The 14,780-nt window shown below is 67.8% G+C and carries 13 protein-coding genes and 1 riboswitch; of the genes, 7 read left to right on the forward strand and 6 right to left on the reverse strand.

What is annotated here, in order from left to right:
- Positions 1-90: 90 nt before the first annotated feature.
- From IGS68_RS03665 to IGS68_RS03675, 3 genes are all read right to left on the reverse strand, one after another.
- Entirely contained in the window at positions 91-699 is a 609-nt protein-coding gene (locus tag IGS68_RS03665) for a uracil-DNA glycosylase (protein ID WP_201077400.1), read from the reverse strand.
- On the reverse strand, positions 699-1,415 hold the full coding sequence (locus tag IGS68_RS03670; protein WP_305800082.1) for a class I SAM-dependent methyltransferase: 717 nt from the start codon (positions 1,413-1,415) through the stop codon (positions 699-701). Before IGS68_RS03670 ends, IGS68_RS03665 begins: the two co-directional genes overlap by 1 nt.
- Positions 1,416-1,549: 134 nt before the next feature.
- The gene (locus IGS68_RS03675) at positions 1,550-1,936 is read right to left on the reverse strand and encodes a hypothetical protein (RefSeq protein WP_201077404.1); all 387 of its coding nucleotides are present in this window, start codon (positions 1,934-1,936) and stop codon (positions 1,550-1,552) included.
- A 145-nt stretch (positions 1,937-2,081) separates the two neighbouring features.
- A riboswitch (SAM-I-IV-variant riboswitch) is annotated at positions 2,082-2,192 on the forward strand.
- A 47-nt stretch (positions 2,193-2,239) separates the two neighbouring features.
- Here IGS68_RS03675 and IGS68_RS03680 point away from each other — a divergent pair.
- Positions 2,240-2,530 carry a hypothetical protein gene (locus IGS68_RS03680; RefSeq protein WP_201077405.1) on the forward strand — a complete coding sequence of 97 codons (291 nt, stop codon included), beginning with the start codon at positions 2,240-2,242 and terminating at the stop codon, positions 2,528-2,530.
- A gap of 21 nt (positions 2,531-2,551) precedes the next feature.
- Here IGS68_RS03680 and IGS68_RS03685 read toward each other — a convergent pair whose 3' ends face one another.
- Entirely contained in the window at positions 2,552-3,727 is a 1,176-nt protein-coding gene (locus IGS68_RS03685; RefSeq protein ID WP_201077406.1) for an aminotransferase class V-fold PLP-dependent enzyme, read from the reverse strand.
- 143 nt (positions 3,728-3,870) lie between these two features.
- On the opposite strand from IGS68_RS03685, the gene IGS68_RS03690 reads away from it, so the two are divergent.
- The 3 genes from IGS68_RS03690 (at position 3,871) to wbaP (ending at position 7,780) form a co-directional block, all read left to right on the forward strand.
- Positions 3,871-4,701 carry a PA2169 family four-helix-bundle protein gene (locus IGS68_RS03690; RefSeq protein ID WP_206379348.1) on the forward strand — a complete coding sequence of 277 codons (831 nt, stop codon included), beginning with the start codon at positions 3,871-3,873 and terminating at the stop codon, positions 4,699-4,701.
- A gap of 13 nt (positions 4,702-4,714) precedes the next feature.
- The gene (locus tag IGS68_RS03695; RefSeq protein ID WP_371821880.1) at positions 4,715-5,767 is read left to right on the forward strand and encodes a YihY/virulence factor BrkB family protein; all 1,053 of its coding nucleotides are present in this window, start codon (positions 4,715-4,717) and stop codon (positions 5,765-5,767) included.
- A gap of 552 nt (positions 5,768-6,319) precedes the next feature.
- Positions 6,320-7,780, forward strand: a complete 1,461-nt coding sequence (gene wbaP / locus IGS68_RS03700) for an undecaprenyl-phosphate galactose phosphotransferase WbaP (protein WP_201077408.1) — start codon at positions 6,320-6,322, stop codon at positions 7,778-7,780.
- A gap of 203 nt (positions 7,781-7,983) precedes the next feature.
- Here wbaP and IGS68_RS03705 read toward each other — a convergent pair whose 3' ends face one another.
- Together IGS68_RS03705 and IGS68_RS03710 are read right to left on the reverse strand one after the other, a co-directional pair.
- On the reverse strand, positions 7,984-8,772 hold the full coding sequence (locus IGS68_RS03705; RefSeq protein WP_201077409.1) for a WecB/TagA/CpsF family glycosyltransferase: 789 nt from the start codon (positions 8,770-8,772) through the stop codon (positions 7,984-7,986).
- A 52-nt stretch (positions 8,773-8,824) separates the two neighbouring features.
- A complete protein-coding gene (locus IGS68_RS03710) occupies positions 8,825-11,098 on the reverse strand; it encodes a GumC family protein (protein WP_201077410.1) in 2,274 nt (757 codons plus the stop codon).
- A gap of 473 nt (positions 11,099-11,571) precedes the next feature.
- Between IGS68_RS03710 and IGS68_RS03715 the strand changes: the two genes are divergently transcribed.
- From IGS68_RS03715 to IGS68_RS03725, 3 genes are read left to right on the forward strand one after another with little or no spacing between them, the layout of a single operon-like run.
- Entirely contained in the window at positions 11,572-12,720 is a 1,149-nt protein-coding gene (locus tag IGS68_RS03715) for a glycosyltransferase (RefSeq protein WP_201077412.1), read from the forward strand.
- Positions 12,717-13,883, forward strand: coding sequence for a glycosyltransferase family 4 protein (locus IGS68_RS03720; RefSeq protein ID WP_201077414.1), 1,167 nt, complete (start codon positions 12,717-12,719; stop codon positions 13,881-13,883). Before IGS68_RS03715 ends, IGS68_RS03720 begins: the two co-directional genes overlap by 4 nt.
- 3 nt (positions 13,884-13,886) lie before the next feature.
- Positions 13,887-14,723 carry a beta-1,6-N-acetylglucosaminyltransferase gene (locus IGS68_RS03725; RefSeq protein WP_201077415.1) on the forward strand — a complete coding sequence of 279 codons (837 nt, stop codon included), beginning with the start codon at positions 13,887-13,889 and terminating at the stop codon, positions 14,721-14,723.
- Positions 14,724-14,780 lie beyond the last annotated feature (57 nt).

Raw genomic sequence — 14,780 nt, forward strand, 5'->3', positions numbered from 1 at the left:
CAAGAGTAATAATCATTCATATAACACTTTTTGGGTAATTCCAAAGTCAATTGGTGTCGCGGCAGGCTTCGCCGCGACACCTCGGCACTCTCACCCCGCCCGCTCCGCGGCCAGCTTCACGTCGGCGTGGAAGAGGGGTTCCTCGACGCGGTTGCCGCGCAGGATGTAGCTGGGGTGGAAGGTCGGGATCACGACCGCGTCGGCGAACAGGCGGCAGGGGAGTTCCTGGCCGCGCAGCGCCGTGATGCCGCTCTGGCCCGTCAGGGCCCACAGGGGCGTGCGGCCGAGCGCGATGATCACGCCGGGCTTCACCTCGGCGAGGGTCCGGCGCAGATGCTCCACCTCCCCGGCGTACCGGGCGAGGCAGTAGTCGGAGGCGCCCAGGGGGCCCAGGTCCTCCGCGACCTCGACGCCCATCTTGCGCGCCTTGGTGCGGGACGAGAAGAAATGGGCCACCTTGTTGCCCGGCGGCTGGTAGCGGAAGGTATTGCCGATCAGGCAGGTGGCGCGCTCCAGCCCGACGGACTTCAGGTTCTCGTCGAGCAGCCGGCCGCTGGCGCCGACGAAGGGCTTGCCGGTGCGGGCCTCCTCGGCGCCGGGCGCTTCGCCGATGATGGCGATCCGGCGTCCGGCGGGGTCCTTGGCGGGGTACTGGTAATCGACGAAAGGCAGCTCTGTCTCGGTACGCGGTTCAGTCACTATGTCGGCTTTCGCAGCAGGTTGATCCGGGCCGGCTGGTCGAACCACCAGGCACCCTCCCGCCGCTCCCCCAAGGTTTCGAACAGCTCGCGCAGTTCCGCGTCGCGGGTGCGGATCAGCCTGGAACGGGTCGGATCGATGCCGGCCATGCGGTCGGCGAAGCTCTGGTAATCCTCGTGCTTCACCGGATTCAGGTAGAACAGTTCATCCACCTGTTCCAGCGCGTCCACGGATTTCACCGCCGCATAGGCCAGCGCCCGGACCTCCGTCTCGTCGTCCAGGAGCTTGGTGAGCTGGAAATATCCGCCGGTCGGTTCCGGCTCGTTCACCAGGGCCAAGCCGCCCGGCTTCAGGACCCGCGCGGCCTCCCGCAGCGCCTTGCCCATATGGGCCGCCGGCACATGGTGCAGGCTGTTCATGAAGACGACGGCGTCGGCGCTGTTGTCGGGCAGCGGCAGGTCCTCGCCCACGCCCTTCACGTAACGCTCGTTCGCGACGGGTTCCGCCGCCCTGGCCTTGGTGAGCGCTTCGTCCAGGATCTCGATCCCGATGACATGGGCGCCGCGGCGTGCCAGCGCCCGAACCAGCGCGCCCTCGCCGCAGCCCACATCGACGATCCGGGCGCCCGCCAGCGGGATCAGGTCGGGAATCAGGTCCATCGCCTTCAGGCGTCGGGGCAGCGTGCTCCCGGTCGGCGTGTCCGTATGCTGGGCCATCGTGTCGGTTCCTCTCCGCGCTGCCATGTTGCAGGGCACTGACCATGGTAAACGGATTCTCCCCCGGCAAGAGCACCGGGGTACAGCGCAAGAGGGTCGAACGGATCGGCGGCGGGCTTGGCGGGCGGTTCGACTCAGGCGCTCAGGTCGATTCGGCCGCCGCCGGGACCCTGGCCGAGGGCGCGCGCGCGGGCACCTGCCGCGGCCATGCTCTCGACGTTGCTCTGGTCGGCCGATTTCATCTCGGTCACGAAGGCGCTGGTGGCGCCGGTAAGCGCCGGGACACGGGCGCCCGGCTTGGTCGAGGCGTTGGTTTCCTGGAGCGCCCGGCGGTCCTCGCCGACGATCGAACTGGTGATGCCGGTCAGCGGCTCCGTCTTGGCGTTGACCTTCATGCCGCCGTTGGTGTCGCTGACCTGCCGGTTGATCTCCTGGTTGAACGCCTGCGTCTGCGGCGTCAGGTCCCGCACCTTGGGCGCGGTGCGCATCAGGTCGGGTGAGATGGGGGAGGTGGAAACCACGGCGTCGCTCCAAGGCCGGCGATACACGGCCAAGTTATCGGATTTTTCAGGTTTTCGCCATAGTTCTTTATTAAGGGGTAATCGGTCGCACACTCATGCCGCAGGGAAAACGGTTGCGCATGTCGCCATCGGCAGGATACAGGAAAGCCAGCATCAAGAGTTGGGCTGGCGCCCGACACCAACCTGCCGACCCGGGCAAGGTGGTGGTCCCTTCCGGGGGACGATGCGGCCTGGACCGGCAATCAATCGGGAACGAGCCGCTGCGTCAGCCCTCCTCGGCACATGGGCCAGGAGGGTTTATTCATGTCTGAACGCTTGCCGGTCGCTCCCGCGACCATTCCCCTGTGCGGCCCGGACGACAGCATCGAGCTGATCGCCGGCGGCAGCCGCGCCACCGCGCGGGAGCCCGACCGGTACGAGTGGGTCTTCGCCGCCGTCCATCGCGGCATCGGCACCTGGACGCATCTCTATCTGGTCGTCGAGTCGGGCCGGCGCGGCCGGCCGGAGATCCATCTTCGCCTGGTGCTCCGGGGCGACCGTCTGGAGGAGGCGCGGCGGCGCGCCGTCGCCGACTGGTGGCGGCCGGTCGGCTGAGGGGCTTCCCCGGACGCCGCGTCAGCGCAGCGCCGCGACCAGCCGGTCGATCTCCTCCTCCGTGTTGTAATAATGGACCGAGGCGCGGACCATCTCGTCTAGGCCGCGCGCCTCCATGTCGAGCCGGGTCGAGGGGGCGGCGGTCACCGACACGTTGATGCCGCGGGTCGCCAGGCCGCGCTTGATCTCGGCGGCGGGGCGCGGGGCGGTGAAGGTGACGATGCCGCACCGGGTCTCGCCCAGGTCGCGCACCTCATGGCCGGGCAGCGCTGACAGCCGGTCGCGCAGCAGGTCGGCAAGGCTCCCGATCCGCTCCCAGATGGCATCCAGGCCCCAGTCCAGCGCATAATCGACGGCGGCGCCCAGGCCCATCCTGGCGGCGACGTTGCTTTCCCAATTCTCGAACCGCCGGGCGTCGGGGCGGAGCTCGTAGCGGTCGGGCGCGACCCAGGTGGCCGCGTGGTTGTCGATCATCGGCGGCTCCAGGCGCTCCAGCAGTCCCTTGCGCACATAGAGGAAGCCGGTGCCGCGCGGTCCGCGCAGGAACTTGCGCCCGGTCGCCGAGAGCATGTCGCAGCCGATTTCGTCCACGTCGATCGGCATCTGTCCCGCCGTCTGGCAGGCATCGAGCAGATAGGGGATCCCGCTGGCGCGGGCGATCCGCCCGACCGCCGCGGCGGGATTGACCAGGCCGCCGTTGGTCGGGATGTGGGTGATCGAGATCAGCTTCGCCGGCCCGCGCGCCCGGTCGTCCACGCTGGCCGCCAGGGCCGCCACGTCGAGCTGCCCGTGGGCGTCGTTGGGGATCACCTCGATGACCGCGCCGGTCTTCCGGGCGACCTGGAGATAGGGGATGAAGTTGCTGGAATACTCCGCCATCGCCGTCAGGATCCTGTCGCCGGGATCGAACCGCAGCGAATAGAAGGCCATGTCCCACCCCACCGTGGCGTTCTCCACCAGCGCCACCTCTTCCCGGCCGCAGCCGAGCAGGGCGGCGACCGAGTCGTAGACGCGCTCGATGCCGTCGCGGGCCTTCGCCTCCGCCTCGTAGCCGCCGATGCGGGCTTCCAGGTCCAGATGGGCGGTGACCGCGTCGATCACCGGCTGCGGCGGCAGGGCAGCCCCGGCATTGTTGAAATGGGTCACGTGACGGGTTCCGGGCGTCTCGGCCCGCGCCCGCTCCACATCGAAAGTCATCGCTGCCTCGGATCGTCCATGTCGCTGAAGATTCGGCATTCCATAAACCAACCGGCCGCGCGGGACAAACGCTCCGGCCGCTCCGGCGGCCCCGCTTCCGGAACACTGACCCTTCGCTCGTGTTGATCTGCCGCAAACGGGGCATGGAGTTCGACAGGATGAACCGCAACGACGACAACCACGATCCGAGAGCGCCCGGGAGACCCGAGGCGGAATCCGGGGCCGACCAGGGCGCGGCCAATCGCAGCCCCGAGGACATCGAGCGCGACATCGCTGGCATCCGGGCGCGCATGGACCAGACCCTGGACGAGCTGGAGTTCCGGCTGTCGCCGGGCCAGCTGACCTCCGGGGCGGTGGATCTGGTGAAGGACGTGATGCGCGGCAATCCGAGCCGCCTGGGTGACGCGATCCGCAACAACCCGATCCCGGTCGTCATGATCGGCATCGGCGCCCTGTGGCTCGCCGTCGCCATGGGGCGGTCGCAGCAGCAGCAGCAGATGGACGAGGCGGCCGGCCGCAGGATCAGCCGGCTGAGCCCGGCCGACATCTCCGACGTGCTGTCGCCGCTGATCGCGGTCACGCTCCAGGGCGTCGACGGTCTCCGGCAGGCCGAGACGAAGATCGCCGACCCGAAGGTCCAGGCCATGGTGCGCGAGATCGCGCAGCAGCACGACCGGGCCGCCGCCGCCCTGGAGGAGGAGGTTCGCCGCCACGGCGCCATGCCGCAGGCGGGCACGACGCCGCCGGGCCGGCTTCATCCGGCCTGGAGCGAACTGCGCCGGGCCCTGGTCACGGGCGAGACCTCGGCGATCATCGCCGGCATCGAGAACGGGGAGGACTCCGCGCTCGAAGCCTTCCGCATGGCGCTCCACGCCGACCTGCCGGAGGAGACCCGCGTGCTCGTCGGCGCCCATTTCCACGCCATCCAGCAGATCCACAACCGCATGAGCGCGCTCAAGGGCGCGACGACCTGACCGGGGGCAGAGCATGTTGGGATTGAGCAAGACCGCCCACCGGGAGGCCATGGCCGACCGCTATGTCGGCCCCAGCCAGGGGCGCAACCGCGGCGCCGGGGAGGACCAGGCGCGGGCACGCGAGGACGGCCGCGGCCGGACCGCCAGGAGCCCCGGGGAACTGCCCCGCACCGGCTGGCGCGACGTGCTGTGGCGGGTCAAGGAGGAGACCGACAAGGACAACATCTCGATGATCGCGGCCGGGGTCGCGTTCTATCTGATGCTGGCGATCTTCCCCATCCTCGCCGCGACCGTTTCCATATACGGCTTGGTTGCGGACCCGGCCGACGTGCAGCGGAACTTCGAGGCCGTCTCCGGCGTGATCCCGGAGCAGGCCCGCTCGATCATCGTGGACCAGTTGAGCGCGGTCGCCGCTGCGTCCGGCGGCCAGCTCGGCCTGAGCGTCCTGGTGAGCATCGCGCTGACCCTGTGGAGCGCGTCGCGCGGCGTCAACGCGGTCATAACCGCCCTCAACATCGCCTATGACGAGACCGAGGGCCGCAGCTTCATCAAGCTCAACGCCATCGCGCTGTCGCTTACCGTCGCGATGATCCTGTTCATGATCGTCACGCTGGCGGTCGTGGTGGGCCTGCCCGCGGTCATAGGGTACCTCAACCTGGGCGAAACGGTGGAATGGGCGGTCCGGCTGGCGCGCTGGCCGATCCTGGCGGTCGCCGTCATGGCGGCGCTCGCGGTGCTCTACCGCTACGGCCCCGACCGCGAGACGCCGCAATGGCGCTGGGTGAGCTGGGGGGCGACCGTCGCGACGCTGATATGGATCCTGGGGTCCGTCGCCTTCTCGGTCTATGTCTCCAACTTCGCCGACTACAACGAGACATACGGCACGATGGGCGCCGTCGTCATCCTGCTGCTGTGGTTCAATCTCTCCGCCTACGCCGTCCTGCTCGGAGCCGAGTTGAATGCCGAGATGGAGCACCAGACCGCCCAGGACACGACGACCGGCACGGTGAAGCCGCTCGGCCAGCGGGACGCCTATGTCGCCGACACGGTCGGCCACAAACCCTGATCCTGAATCGCCCTGACGTACGCATCGCCGGGGCATTCAGCGCCGGCATCCTGGGCGTCGCGACCGCGGGGGTACTCCCAGGCGACGTACAACGCATTGGGAGTGCCGCCCCGTTACTGCGGACCCAGGGCCTCTCCGAAATGTTCAGTTAAAATGCAAACCTTCGATAGCGGCTTGATTGCAACAGGTGAGCAACGCAATGGAGCGTAATCCGGAAAGGGAACTGGCTGACTTCCGGTTTTTAGATAAGTATGAGATGCAGTCAGTTTTAAGTTCAACGCAAAGGTACGACGTTGCGTACGGCATTGCGGGACAAAAAAACAGAAAGACAAATTTTAGGCTCTCGAGTCAAAAATGAAGCCTGCCAAGGGGCTTACATCCTTATTGTCCCAAGGGTGGAGTCATTTCGTGTTTACCCTTTATTGGGATCATGTGATTGTTGCGGTGCATTATAGTACTACGCTATGCGGAGGTTATCGATCTCATGTTCGTCGGGTCGACGTAAATCAGCCGGTTTGCTGACCCTCGGCTACCGGTGCGGGGAATTTCAGAATGCTCAATGACTTCCAGATTTCCGTCAGATCTGGTCCTGCCGTGCGGACCCGGGGCCAGTTCCGGTCCTTGCAACCCGCCCTGTTTCTATTCTTCGTGGACGTGACGACCGTCTTCCTGGCCGTACTCGTCGCCCATATCGGCATCGGCCTCATCAGCCCCGCGCCCACGACTTTCCTGTTCAATCCGACCCTGCATGCCCAGGAGTTGGCGGGCGCCCTGCTCGTCGTGCCCATCCTGAAGGCCATGGTGGGCCTGTATCCGGGTTACGGCATGTCGCCGGTGGAGCGCCTGCGCCGCCAGTTCATGATCCTGATCGGGGCCGTCGTCGGCATCACCATCGTCGACCTGCAGTTCAACGAGGCGACCTGGTTCAACAACGGCCTGCTCGCGGCGCTGCTGGTGCTGGGCGTGCTGATCTGGATCGCCGACGCCATTGGCCGCGGCGTGCTCATGCGGCTCCGCTTGTGGGGCCGTCCCTGCGTGGTGGTCGGCACCGGCCAGGCCGGCATCGACATCGTCCGCCGGCTCGGCCAGAACGAGCATCTGGGCTACAATCCGGTCCTCTTCATCGACGATAATCCGAGCCTGTGGGGCACCACGGTGGAAGGACTGCCGGTCGTCGCCCCCGGCGGGAAGACGACCGACGAGCGCCTGGTGCGCTACGCGTCGGTCGGCATCCTGGCGGTTCCGCGCGAACAGCCGGAGCGGCTGAACGAGATGATCGGCAACCTGCCGTTCTCGACGATCCTGGTGGTGCCCGAATGGACCGGCGTCCAGACGGTCAATACCCGGGTGCGTGACCTGTCCGGCCTGCTGTCGCTGGAGGTGAGGCGCCCGCTGGGCGCCAGCATCACGCCGCTGATCAAGCGCGGCTTCGACATCGTGACCTCGGCCCTCCTGCTGATCCTGGTGACGCCGCTGCTCCTGCTGATCGCGGTCGGCATCAAGCTCGACTCGAGGGGGCCGCTGCTGTTCCGCCAGGCCCGCTGGGCCGGCGGCTCCCGCTCGTTCCCGGCGCTGAAGTTCCGGACGATGCATGCCGACGCCGAGCAGCGCCTGAAGGAGCTCCTGGCCACCGATCCGGTTCTGCGGCGCGAATACGAGATGTACCACAAGCTGACCCGTGACCCGAGGGTGACCCGGTTCGGCCGCATCCTGCGGCGGCTCAGCTTCGACGAACTGCCGCAGCTGTGGAACGTGCTGGTCGGCGACATGAGCCTGATCGGCCCGCGCCCCTACATGCCGCACGAGCTGATCAAGTATCCGCGCCAGCAGGAGGTCCTGTCCCGCGTGCGCCCGGGGATCACGGGCCTGTGGCAGGTGTCCGGGCGCCATCGCACGACGTTCGAGCGACGCATCGAGCTGGACGTCTATTATGTCGAGAACTACTCGATCTGGCTGGACCTTCACGTCCTGATGCGCACCGTCTGGATCGTCGTGAAGGCCGACGGGGCCTGATCCGCCGCCTTTCCAAATCCTCCCACGGCATTTCGGCCACAGGGCATATCGGTCCACGGGGCATATCGGTCCACGGGGCATCGGGCGTCGGTCCCGATGTCCCGGAACCCGTTCCCGAGAGATGTCAAGACGCGCGAAAGGCGCCGGACCCGCGGGTCCGGCGCCTTTCGCCTCCGTCCGTGGCCGCCTGGGCCGGGTGCCGCTTACCGGTCCGTCCTGGCCGGGGCGCGGCGGCGGCCGGCTCCGGTGATCAGGAACCAGGCGACGAACCAGGGCTCGACCAGGTAACGGTGCCAGAACCGCTTCGGATCGCTGATCAGCCGGTACAGCCACTCCAGCCCCAGCGGACCGAGCCAGCGCGGCGCGGTCGGGACGGCGCCGGCGAAATACTCCATGCAGGCGCCGCAGGTGCCGATGCAGTTGGTCTTGAGGTCGGCCCGGTTCTCCGAGATCCAGTGCTCCTGGCGCCCCATCCCCATGCCCACGATCAGGAGATGGGGCCGGAAGGCGTTGATGTGCTCGACGACGGCGGTATTGCCGGCGCTGCCGCGGCGGGCGTCGAAATAGCCGTCATGCCCGTCGATCGCCAGATCCGGATAGTCCCGGCGCAACCGCGCCAGGCCGTCGGCCAGCACGCGGGAGGTGCCGCCCAGATAGTAGATCCGCCATCCGGAGCGCTGGGCGCGCTCCATCAGGGGAAGGAACCAATCGACCCAGCCGGTCCTGTGGCTCGCGTCGAGGTCGAGCCCCGCCGCGCGCCCGAGCCAGACGATCGGCATGCCGTCGATATGGACGCAGGTCTTGTCGTCCTCGTGCAGGGCACGGAAGACGTCGTCCTTGAACAGCTTGTACATGCCGTGGAGGTTCAGGCTGGCGATGACAACCTTGTCCTCCGCGGCGATGGAACGATGCATCAGGGTGAACAGATCGTCCATGGTGGTCGGCGTCACCTTCACACCGAAGATGTCGCTCGACTTGAAGCCCAGAGTCATACCGCTTTCCCGATGGAATAAGATACTTGCCGGAGAGAGATCACGGGCCGGTTCAGTTTTTGAAGTAGCTGCCGCGCCGGCCCATGTAATACTCGACCTCGCCCGAGCCGTAGCGCGCCGCCTTGGCCGTGTCGACCTGGTTGAGCGCCACGCCCGCGATGTTGGCCCCGGCGTCGCCGAGCTGCCGTATCGCGAGCTGGACCAGCTTTCGCGGGGTCCGGCGCCACTTGGCGACGACCACCGTCTGGCTGGCCTTCTCGGCCAGGATGCGGGTGTCCGACACCGGCAGCACCGGCGGCGCGTCGAGCAGGATCAGGTCGTACTGCGGGCGCAGGTTGAACAGCATCTGGTCGAACAGCGGGTTGCGGATCGTCTCCTCGGGATAGTCGGTCGGCGATCCCGCCGTGATCACGTCGGCCCCGGTGCGGGTGTCCGTGCGCATCACGTCGGGCAGCGTCGCGTCCCCGTGGAGGAAATCGGCGAGGCCGAGCTGGTTGGGCAGGCCCAGGGTCCGGTGGATGTTGGGGCGGCGCAGGTCGCAGTCGATGATCAGCACGCGCCGGCCGGCGATGGCGATGACCCGGGCCAGGGTCGCGGCCAGCGACGACTTGCCTTCTCCTGGAACCGCGGAGGTCAGCATGACGATGTTGCCGCTGCCCTTGCGCTGGTGGGCGATGATCAGCGAGGTGAACAGGCTCTTGACCGCCTGGGAATAGGCCGAGGCCGGCTTGTCCAGGGCGTAGTCCTGCGGAGCCTTGCGGGTCAGGCGCCCGCGGCGGACCAGCGGGATCATGCCGAGCGACGGCATGCGCAGCAGCCGCTCGACGTCCTCCTGGGTCTGTAGGCCGCGCTCGAGCTGCTCGGCCAGGAACACCAGGATCAGCCCCAGGCCGATCGCCAGCACCAGCGCCACCGCCACGAACAGCGGCTTGGACGGGAACGACGGGCCGAGCGGGGCGCTGGCCGTCGAGACGATCCAGGCGTTGGGCTGCTCGAGGTCGACCGACTGGGTCTCCTTGGAGCGGGCCAGGAAGTTTTCGAACAGGGCGCGGTTGGCTTCCGCCTCGCGCTGGAGCGCCCGGATCTCGACGTCGGACTGGTTCAGGCGGCCCGCTTCCTGTTCCAGCCTGGACATGGACTGCTCGAGCGAGGTGACCCGCTGCTGGGTCACGGACGCCTGGGCCCGAAGCGCCCGCAGCCGGTTCTCGGCCTCGTTGTTGATCTCGCCGGCGATCGCGGAGATCTGCGACTTCAGGTCCACGATCGTCGGATGGCGCGGACCGAGGTTGTTCAGCAGCTCCGCCTCGCGCTGGCGCAGGGTCGCCTCCTGGGCGCGGAGCCCGCTGACCAGGGTCGAGTCGACCACGTCGAACACGGCGCGCACGCCGCGCGCCCTGACCGCGCTCTCGACGCTGCGCAGCTGGGCCTGGGTGGTGTTGTTCTCCGCCCGGGCCATCACGAGCTGGGTGTTGAGCTGGGTCAGCTGCTCGTTGACCAGGCCGGCATCCCGGCCCTGCACGACGCCCAGGCCCGCCCGCGCCGTCTCGACGGCGCGCTCGGCCGTCTCGACCTCCTCGCGCAGCCGCGTCAGGCGCTCGCCCAGCCAGGCGTTGGCCTTCTGGCGGGCGTCGAACTTCTGTTCGAGCTGCTGGGTGATGTAGAGCGACGCGATCGTGTTGGCCACGTTGGCGGCCAGCGTCGGGTTCTCGGACGTGAAGCTGATGGTCAGCACGCGCGACCGTCCGACCGCCGAGACGCTGAGGCGGCCGAGGAACGTGGTGAGCATCGAGGTCTGCAGGCGCGCCTCTTCGGCGGCCGGGTCCGGCACTACCGGTTCCTCGGTGACGAGCAGGCTCTTGACCCACTGGACGGGCGGCAGGTCGCGCAGGCTCGGCAGCTTGAAGCTGTCGGCGTTCTGCTCCGCCGCGACGCGGGGATTGAACTCCGCCAGTTGGTCCAGGCCGAGCTGCCGGATCACCCGCATCGCGAGCTCGTCCGACCTGATGACCTGGATTTCGCTTTCGATCGTCGACTGGTCGGCGGGGGCGCCGGTGACCAGCGCCTCCACGTCGACCACCCGCTGTTCGCGCGGATCCACCATGACCGAGGTGTTGGCGGTATAGAGCGGCGTCATCATATAGACATTGATGATGCCGAGCAGGGTCACGATCGCGATCGTGCCCAGCAGCAGGTATTTCCGGCGTGACAGGACCATGAGCAGGTCGCCCAGCCCGAGGGTCGGGGCGCTTCGCGACGGCCCTTCCTCGTGAGTGGTCCAATCATGCCGGTCGGTCTCTTGGCGGTCCGGCGTCAAAAGCTTGTTCATCGGTAATATCCGGTAGTTTTACACGCGCGTGCAGCACTGCGGAAAGAACATCACCTTGTCAGGCAATGTTCAGTGAAATGCCGGATGTCTTCCATTGCGTTGGGAAGACGTCGCAAAATGGTAGCGGACTTTACCCGATAGGGGTAAGTGGTTAGCACCAATGCGCAATGCGATTGCATGTATTATATTTGCCATCCATTCGGTGTGTCCAGTTCGTTCTGCGGTGCAGCAAGGATTTCGGCTCCACTGCAGCTGGTCATTATACGAGCATTTTTGTTTCTATATATGGCTCTAGCATGGCAAAAGGTCGCCGAAGGCGTGCCATCAATGGGTGCCCACTCCGGGTAGGGCTAAATATCCGTGGCGCTTTGATGAATAATGGGCACCATCCCACCATTCATCATTGGGACTCGACCGTCCCCGATCGCCCATTTCCGCGGCAGTTCAAACCTCACGTAATGACGACTGGCATCATGACCGCATCCGCGCCTGTGGCGCCCAAGGTTTCCCTGTTTCTCCAGGATCTTCATGGAGGCGGCGCGGAGAGGGTGATGCTGCGCCTCGCCGCCGGCATCGCGGAACGCTCCCACCCCGTCGACCTGGTGCTGATCCGCCGGGAGGGCGCCTACCTCGACGCGATCCCCCCGGGCGTGCGGCTGGTCGTGCTGAATACCCGGCGCACCCTCAACAGCGTCGCGTCGCTCGCCCGCTATCTCCGGCGCGAACGACCGGCGGCCATGCTCTCGGCGCTGGTCCATGTCAATGTCGGGGCGCTGCTCGCGGCCAAGTTCGCGCGGACGCGCACCCGGATGATCGTCACCGAGCACAGCCAGATCACCCGCAATTTCCGCTCCAACCCATCCTCGACCGTCAGGCTCGCCTACCGGATGGTGCCCTGGCTCTATCCCACGGCGTCCCGCGTCGTCGCCGTCTCGGGCGGGGTCGCGGAGGATCTCGCCCGGTTCTCGGGCATGGCCGGGAGCCGGATCGACGTGGTCCACAACGGCATCGTGACGCCGGACCTCTACGCCAAGGCGGCCGAGCCGTGCGGCCATCCCTGGTTCCGGCCGGGCGAGCCGCCCGTCGTCCTGGCGGCCGGGCGGATGGTCGACGTCAAGGACTTCGCGGCGCTGATCCGCGCCTTCGCCCTGCTGCGCGCCCAGCGGCCCGCCCGCCTGATGATCCTGGGGGAGGGGGAGCTGCGTGCCGACCTGGAGCAGCTCGCCGAACGGCTCGGCGTGGCCGCGGATCTGGCGATGCCGGGCTTCCTGCCCAATCCCTACGCGCTGATGTCGCGGGCGGCCGTGTTCGTGCAGTCCTCGCGCTGGGAAGGGCTGCCGTCCGTCCTGGTCGAGGCGATGGCCTGCGGCACGCCGGTCGTCGCGACCGATTGTCCGGGCGGCACCCGCGAGATCCTGGACGACGGCAAGCTCGGCGCGCTGGTTCCCCTCGACGACGACCAGGCGCTCGCCGATTCGATCGCGCGGACCCTCGACGATCCCGTCCCGGCGAACGCGATGGCCTACAAGGTCGGGCAATTCACCCTCGACCGGGCGGTCGACACCTATCTCGACCTGGCGCTCGGAACCGGGCGGGCGCGATCCTGGGAGCATGGCCGATGAACGCGACGACGCCGAGGCTGCGGCTGGTCCTGCTGATCACCCATATGGACCAGGGCGGCGCCCAGGAGGCGCTGCTGCGGCTGGGGCGCAGCCTGCGCAGCCGCGGCCATGACGTGGAGACCTGGTTTCTCTATGAGAAGTCGCCGCTTTACCGGAACGAGGACAACATCCGGGTGCTCCTGCCCGTGCGCTCGCCGGGCGCCGCCGGGTACCTGCAGCTCATGGCCCGGCTGTTCCGGCAGCTCAGGGCGCATCGACCCGACGCGGTGATCAGCTTCCTGCCCCTGGCCAACGGGTTCGGGCAGGCCGTGGCCCGGCTCGCCGGGGTGCCCCGCCGCGTCGCGTCCCAGCGCAATCCCTCCTGGACCTATACCGCCTGGATGCAGCGGCTCGACAGGCTGGCGGGAACGCTCGGGTGCTACACCGCCAACGTGGGCAATTCCCAGTCCGTGGTGGACAGTTTCGCAGCCTACCCGCAGCTCTACCGGCGGCACCTGACGGTGGTCCACAACGGCATCGACTGGCGGTCCTCGGAGCTGGACCCGGCGGCCGCACGGGCCAGGTTCGGATTGCCGGCCGGCGGGCCGCTGATCCTGAACATCGGCCGGCTGGCCGAGCAGAAGAACCAGTCCCTGCTGCTCCGCGTCCTGCCGTCCCTGTCGGCGGGGAATCTGGTGCTGGCCGGCGACGGCGGCGACCGGGGCAAGCTGGAGCGGCTGGCCGCCGACCTGGGCGTGACGTCCCGGGTCATCTTCCTGGGCGAGGTCGCCCGGGCGGCCATCCCCGACCTGCTGCGCGCCGCCGACATCTTCGCCATGCCGACGCTGTTCGAGGGGCAGAGCAACGCCGTCCTGGAGGCCATGCATGCCGGCCTCGCCATCGTCTCCAGCGACATTCCGGCCCAGGTCGAGACGCTGGGCGGACCGGGGGAGGACGCTGTGGGCGACCTGCTGCCGCTCGACGACGACGGCGCCTGGACGAGGTCGCTCGAAGCGCTGGTGCGCGACCCCGCGCTGCGGGCGCTGATGGCGGAGCGGGCGCGGGCGCGGGCGCAACTGTTCACGGTCGACAGGATGACCGACGGGTTCGAACGCCTGGTGGATCTCTCGGCGCCGGAAGGGCGGGTCTTCAGCCCCCAGGCCGGGCTGAGGCAGCGGAGCTAATCGATGTCACTCGCCTATGTCGTCACCGCCTACAAGCAGCCGTCGCAGTTCGCCCGGCTGATCGATGCGCTGTGGCACCCCGACGATCACTTCGCGATCCATGTCGACGCCAAGACCCCTCCCGAGGTCCACCGGGAGTTCGCCCGCGTCGCCGAAGGGCGCTCCAACATCGTCTTCGTGAAGCCCGTGCCGGTGTACTGGAGCGGCTTCGGCCTGTGCCAGGCCGAGTGGGAGGCGATGAACGCGCTGCTCGGCCGGAAGGGCTGGACCCACATGATCAACATCACGGGCCAGGACTTCCCGCTCAAGACCCGGGACGAAATGCTGGCCGAACTGGAGGCCAGGCCGCACGTCAACCACATGCGCGTGCATCTTCTGGCGGATACCAAGCCCCATTTCCGGCGGCGCTTCCGGTGGGTCTGCGTCGAGATCGGCGGCAAGCTGCGCCGCCTGCCGATCCCCTATCCCAAGCCCAGGACCTTCCGGAACGACTGGTACGGCGACGGCTGGCACATCCTGACGCGCGAGTTCTGCGAGTGGGCGGCGGCGGCCCCGGTCGCCCAGGACATCCTGCGCTGGTTCCGCCGGGTCAAGCATCCGCACGAGTCCTGGTACCAGGCCATGATGATGTCGAGCCCCTTCGCCGGCACGGTGGACCGGGACAACAAGCGGATGATCAAGTGGGTGCGCAACTCCGGCAATCCCAAGGTCCTGACCATGGACGACCTGCCGGACCTGCTGGCCTCGCCGGCGTTCTTCGCCCGCAAGTTCGACGAGTCGGTCGATGCCGATGTCCTGAAGGTCCTCGCCGGCCGGCTGCGCACCCTGGTCCCGGCCTGACTCCCGGCCGCCCGCGGCGGCCACGCGTCACTGTCCAGCTTTCCTTGACGGCGTCCA

Origin of the sequence: Skermanella sp. TT6 (genome assembly GCF_016653635.2) — a bacterium.
GTDB lineage: Bacteria > Pseudomonadota > Alphaproteobacteria > Azospirillales > Azospirillaceae > Skermanella > Skermanella cutis.

Excerpts from the sequence above, each read along its gene's own strand:
- IGS68_RS03670 (WP_305800082.1), bottom strand. The coding sequence starts at position 1,415 with ATGGCCCAGCATACGGACACGCCGACCGGGAGCACGCTGCCCCGACGC.
- IGS68_RS03680 (WP_201077405.1), top strand. The coding sequence starts at position 2,240 with ATGTCTGAACGCTTGCCGGTCGCTCCCGCGACCATTCCCCTGTGCGGC.
- IGS68_RS03685 (WP_201077406.1), bottom strand. The coding sequence starts at position 3,727 with ATGACTTTCGATGTGGAGCGGGCGCGGGCCGAGACGCCCGGAACCCGT.
- IGS68_RS03690 (WP_206379348.1), top strand. The coding sequence starts at position 3,871 with ATGGAGTTCGACAGGATGAACCGCAACGACGACAACCACGATCCGAGA.
- IGS68_RS03695 (WP_371821880.1), top strand. The coding sequence starts at position 4,715 with ATGTTGGGATTGAGCAAGACCGCCCACCGGGAGGCCATGGCCGACCGC.
- wbaP (WP_201077408.1), top strand. The coding sequence starts at position 6,320 with ATGCTCAATGACTTCCAGATTTCCGTCAGATCTGGTCCTGCCGTGCGG.
- IGS68_RS03705 (WP_201077409.1), bottom strand. The coding sequence starts at position 8,772 with ATGACTCTGGGCTTCAAGTCGAGCGACATCTTCGGTGTGAAGGTGACG.
- IGS68_RS03710 (WP_201077410.1), bottom strand. The coding sequence starts at position 11,098 with ATGAACAAGCTTTTGACGCCGGACCGCCAAGAGACCGACCGGCATGAT.
- IGS68_RS03715 (WP_201077412.1), top strand. The coding sequence starts at position 11,572 with ATGACCGCATCCGCGCCTGTGGCGCCCAAGGTTTCCCTGTTTCTCCAG.
- IGS68_RS03720 (WP_201077414.1), top strand. The coding sequence starts at position 12,717 with ATGAACGCGACGACGCCGAGGCTGCGGCTGGTCCTGCTGATCACCCAT.
- IGS68_RS03725 (WP_201077415.1), top strand. The coding sequence starts at position 13,887 with ATGTCACTCGCCTATGTCGTCACCGCCTACAAGCAGCCGTCGCAGTTC.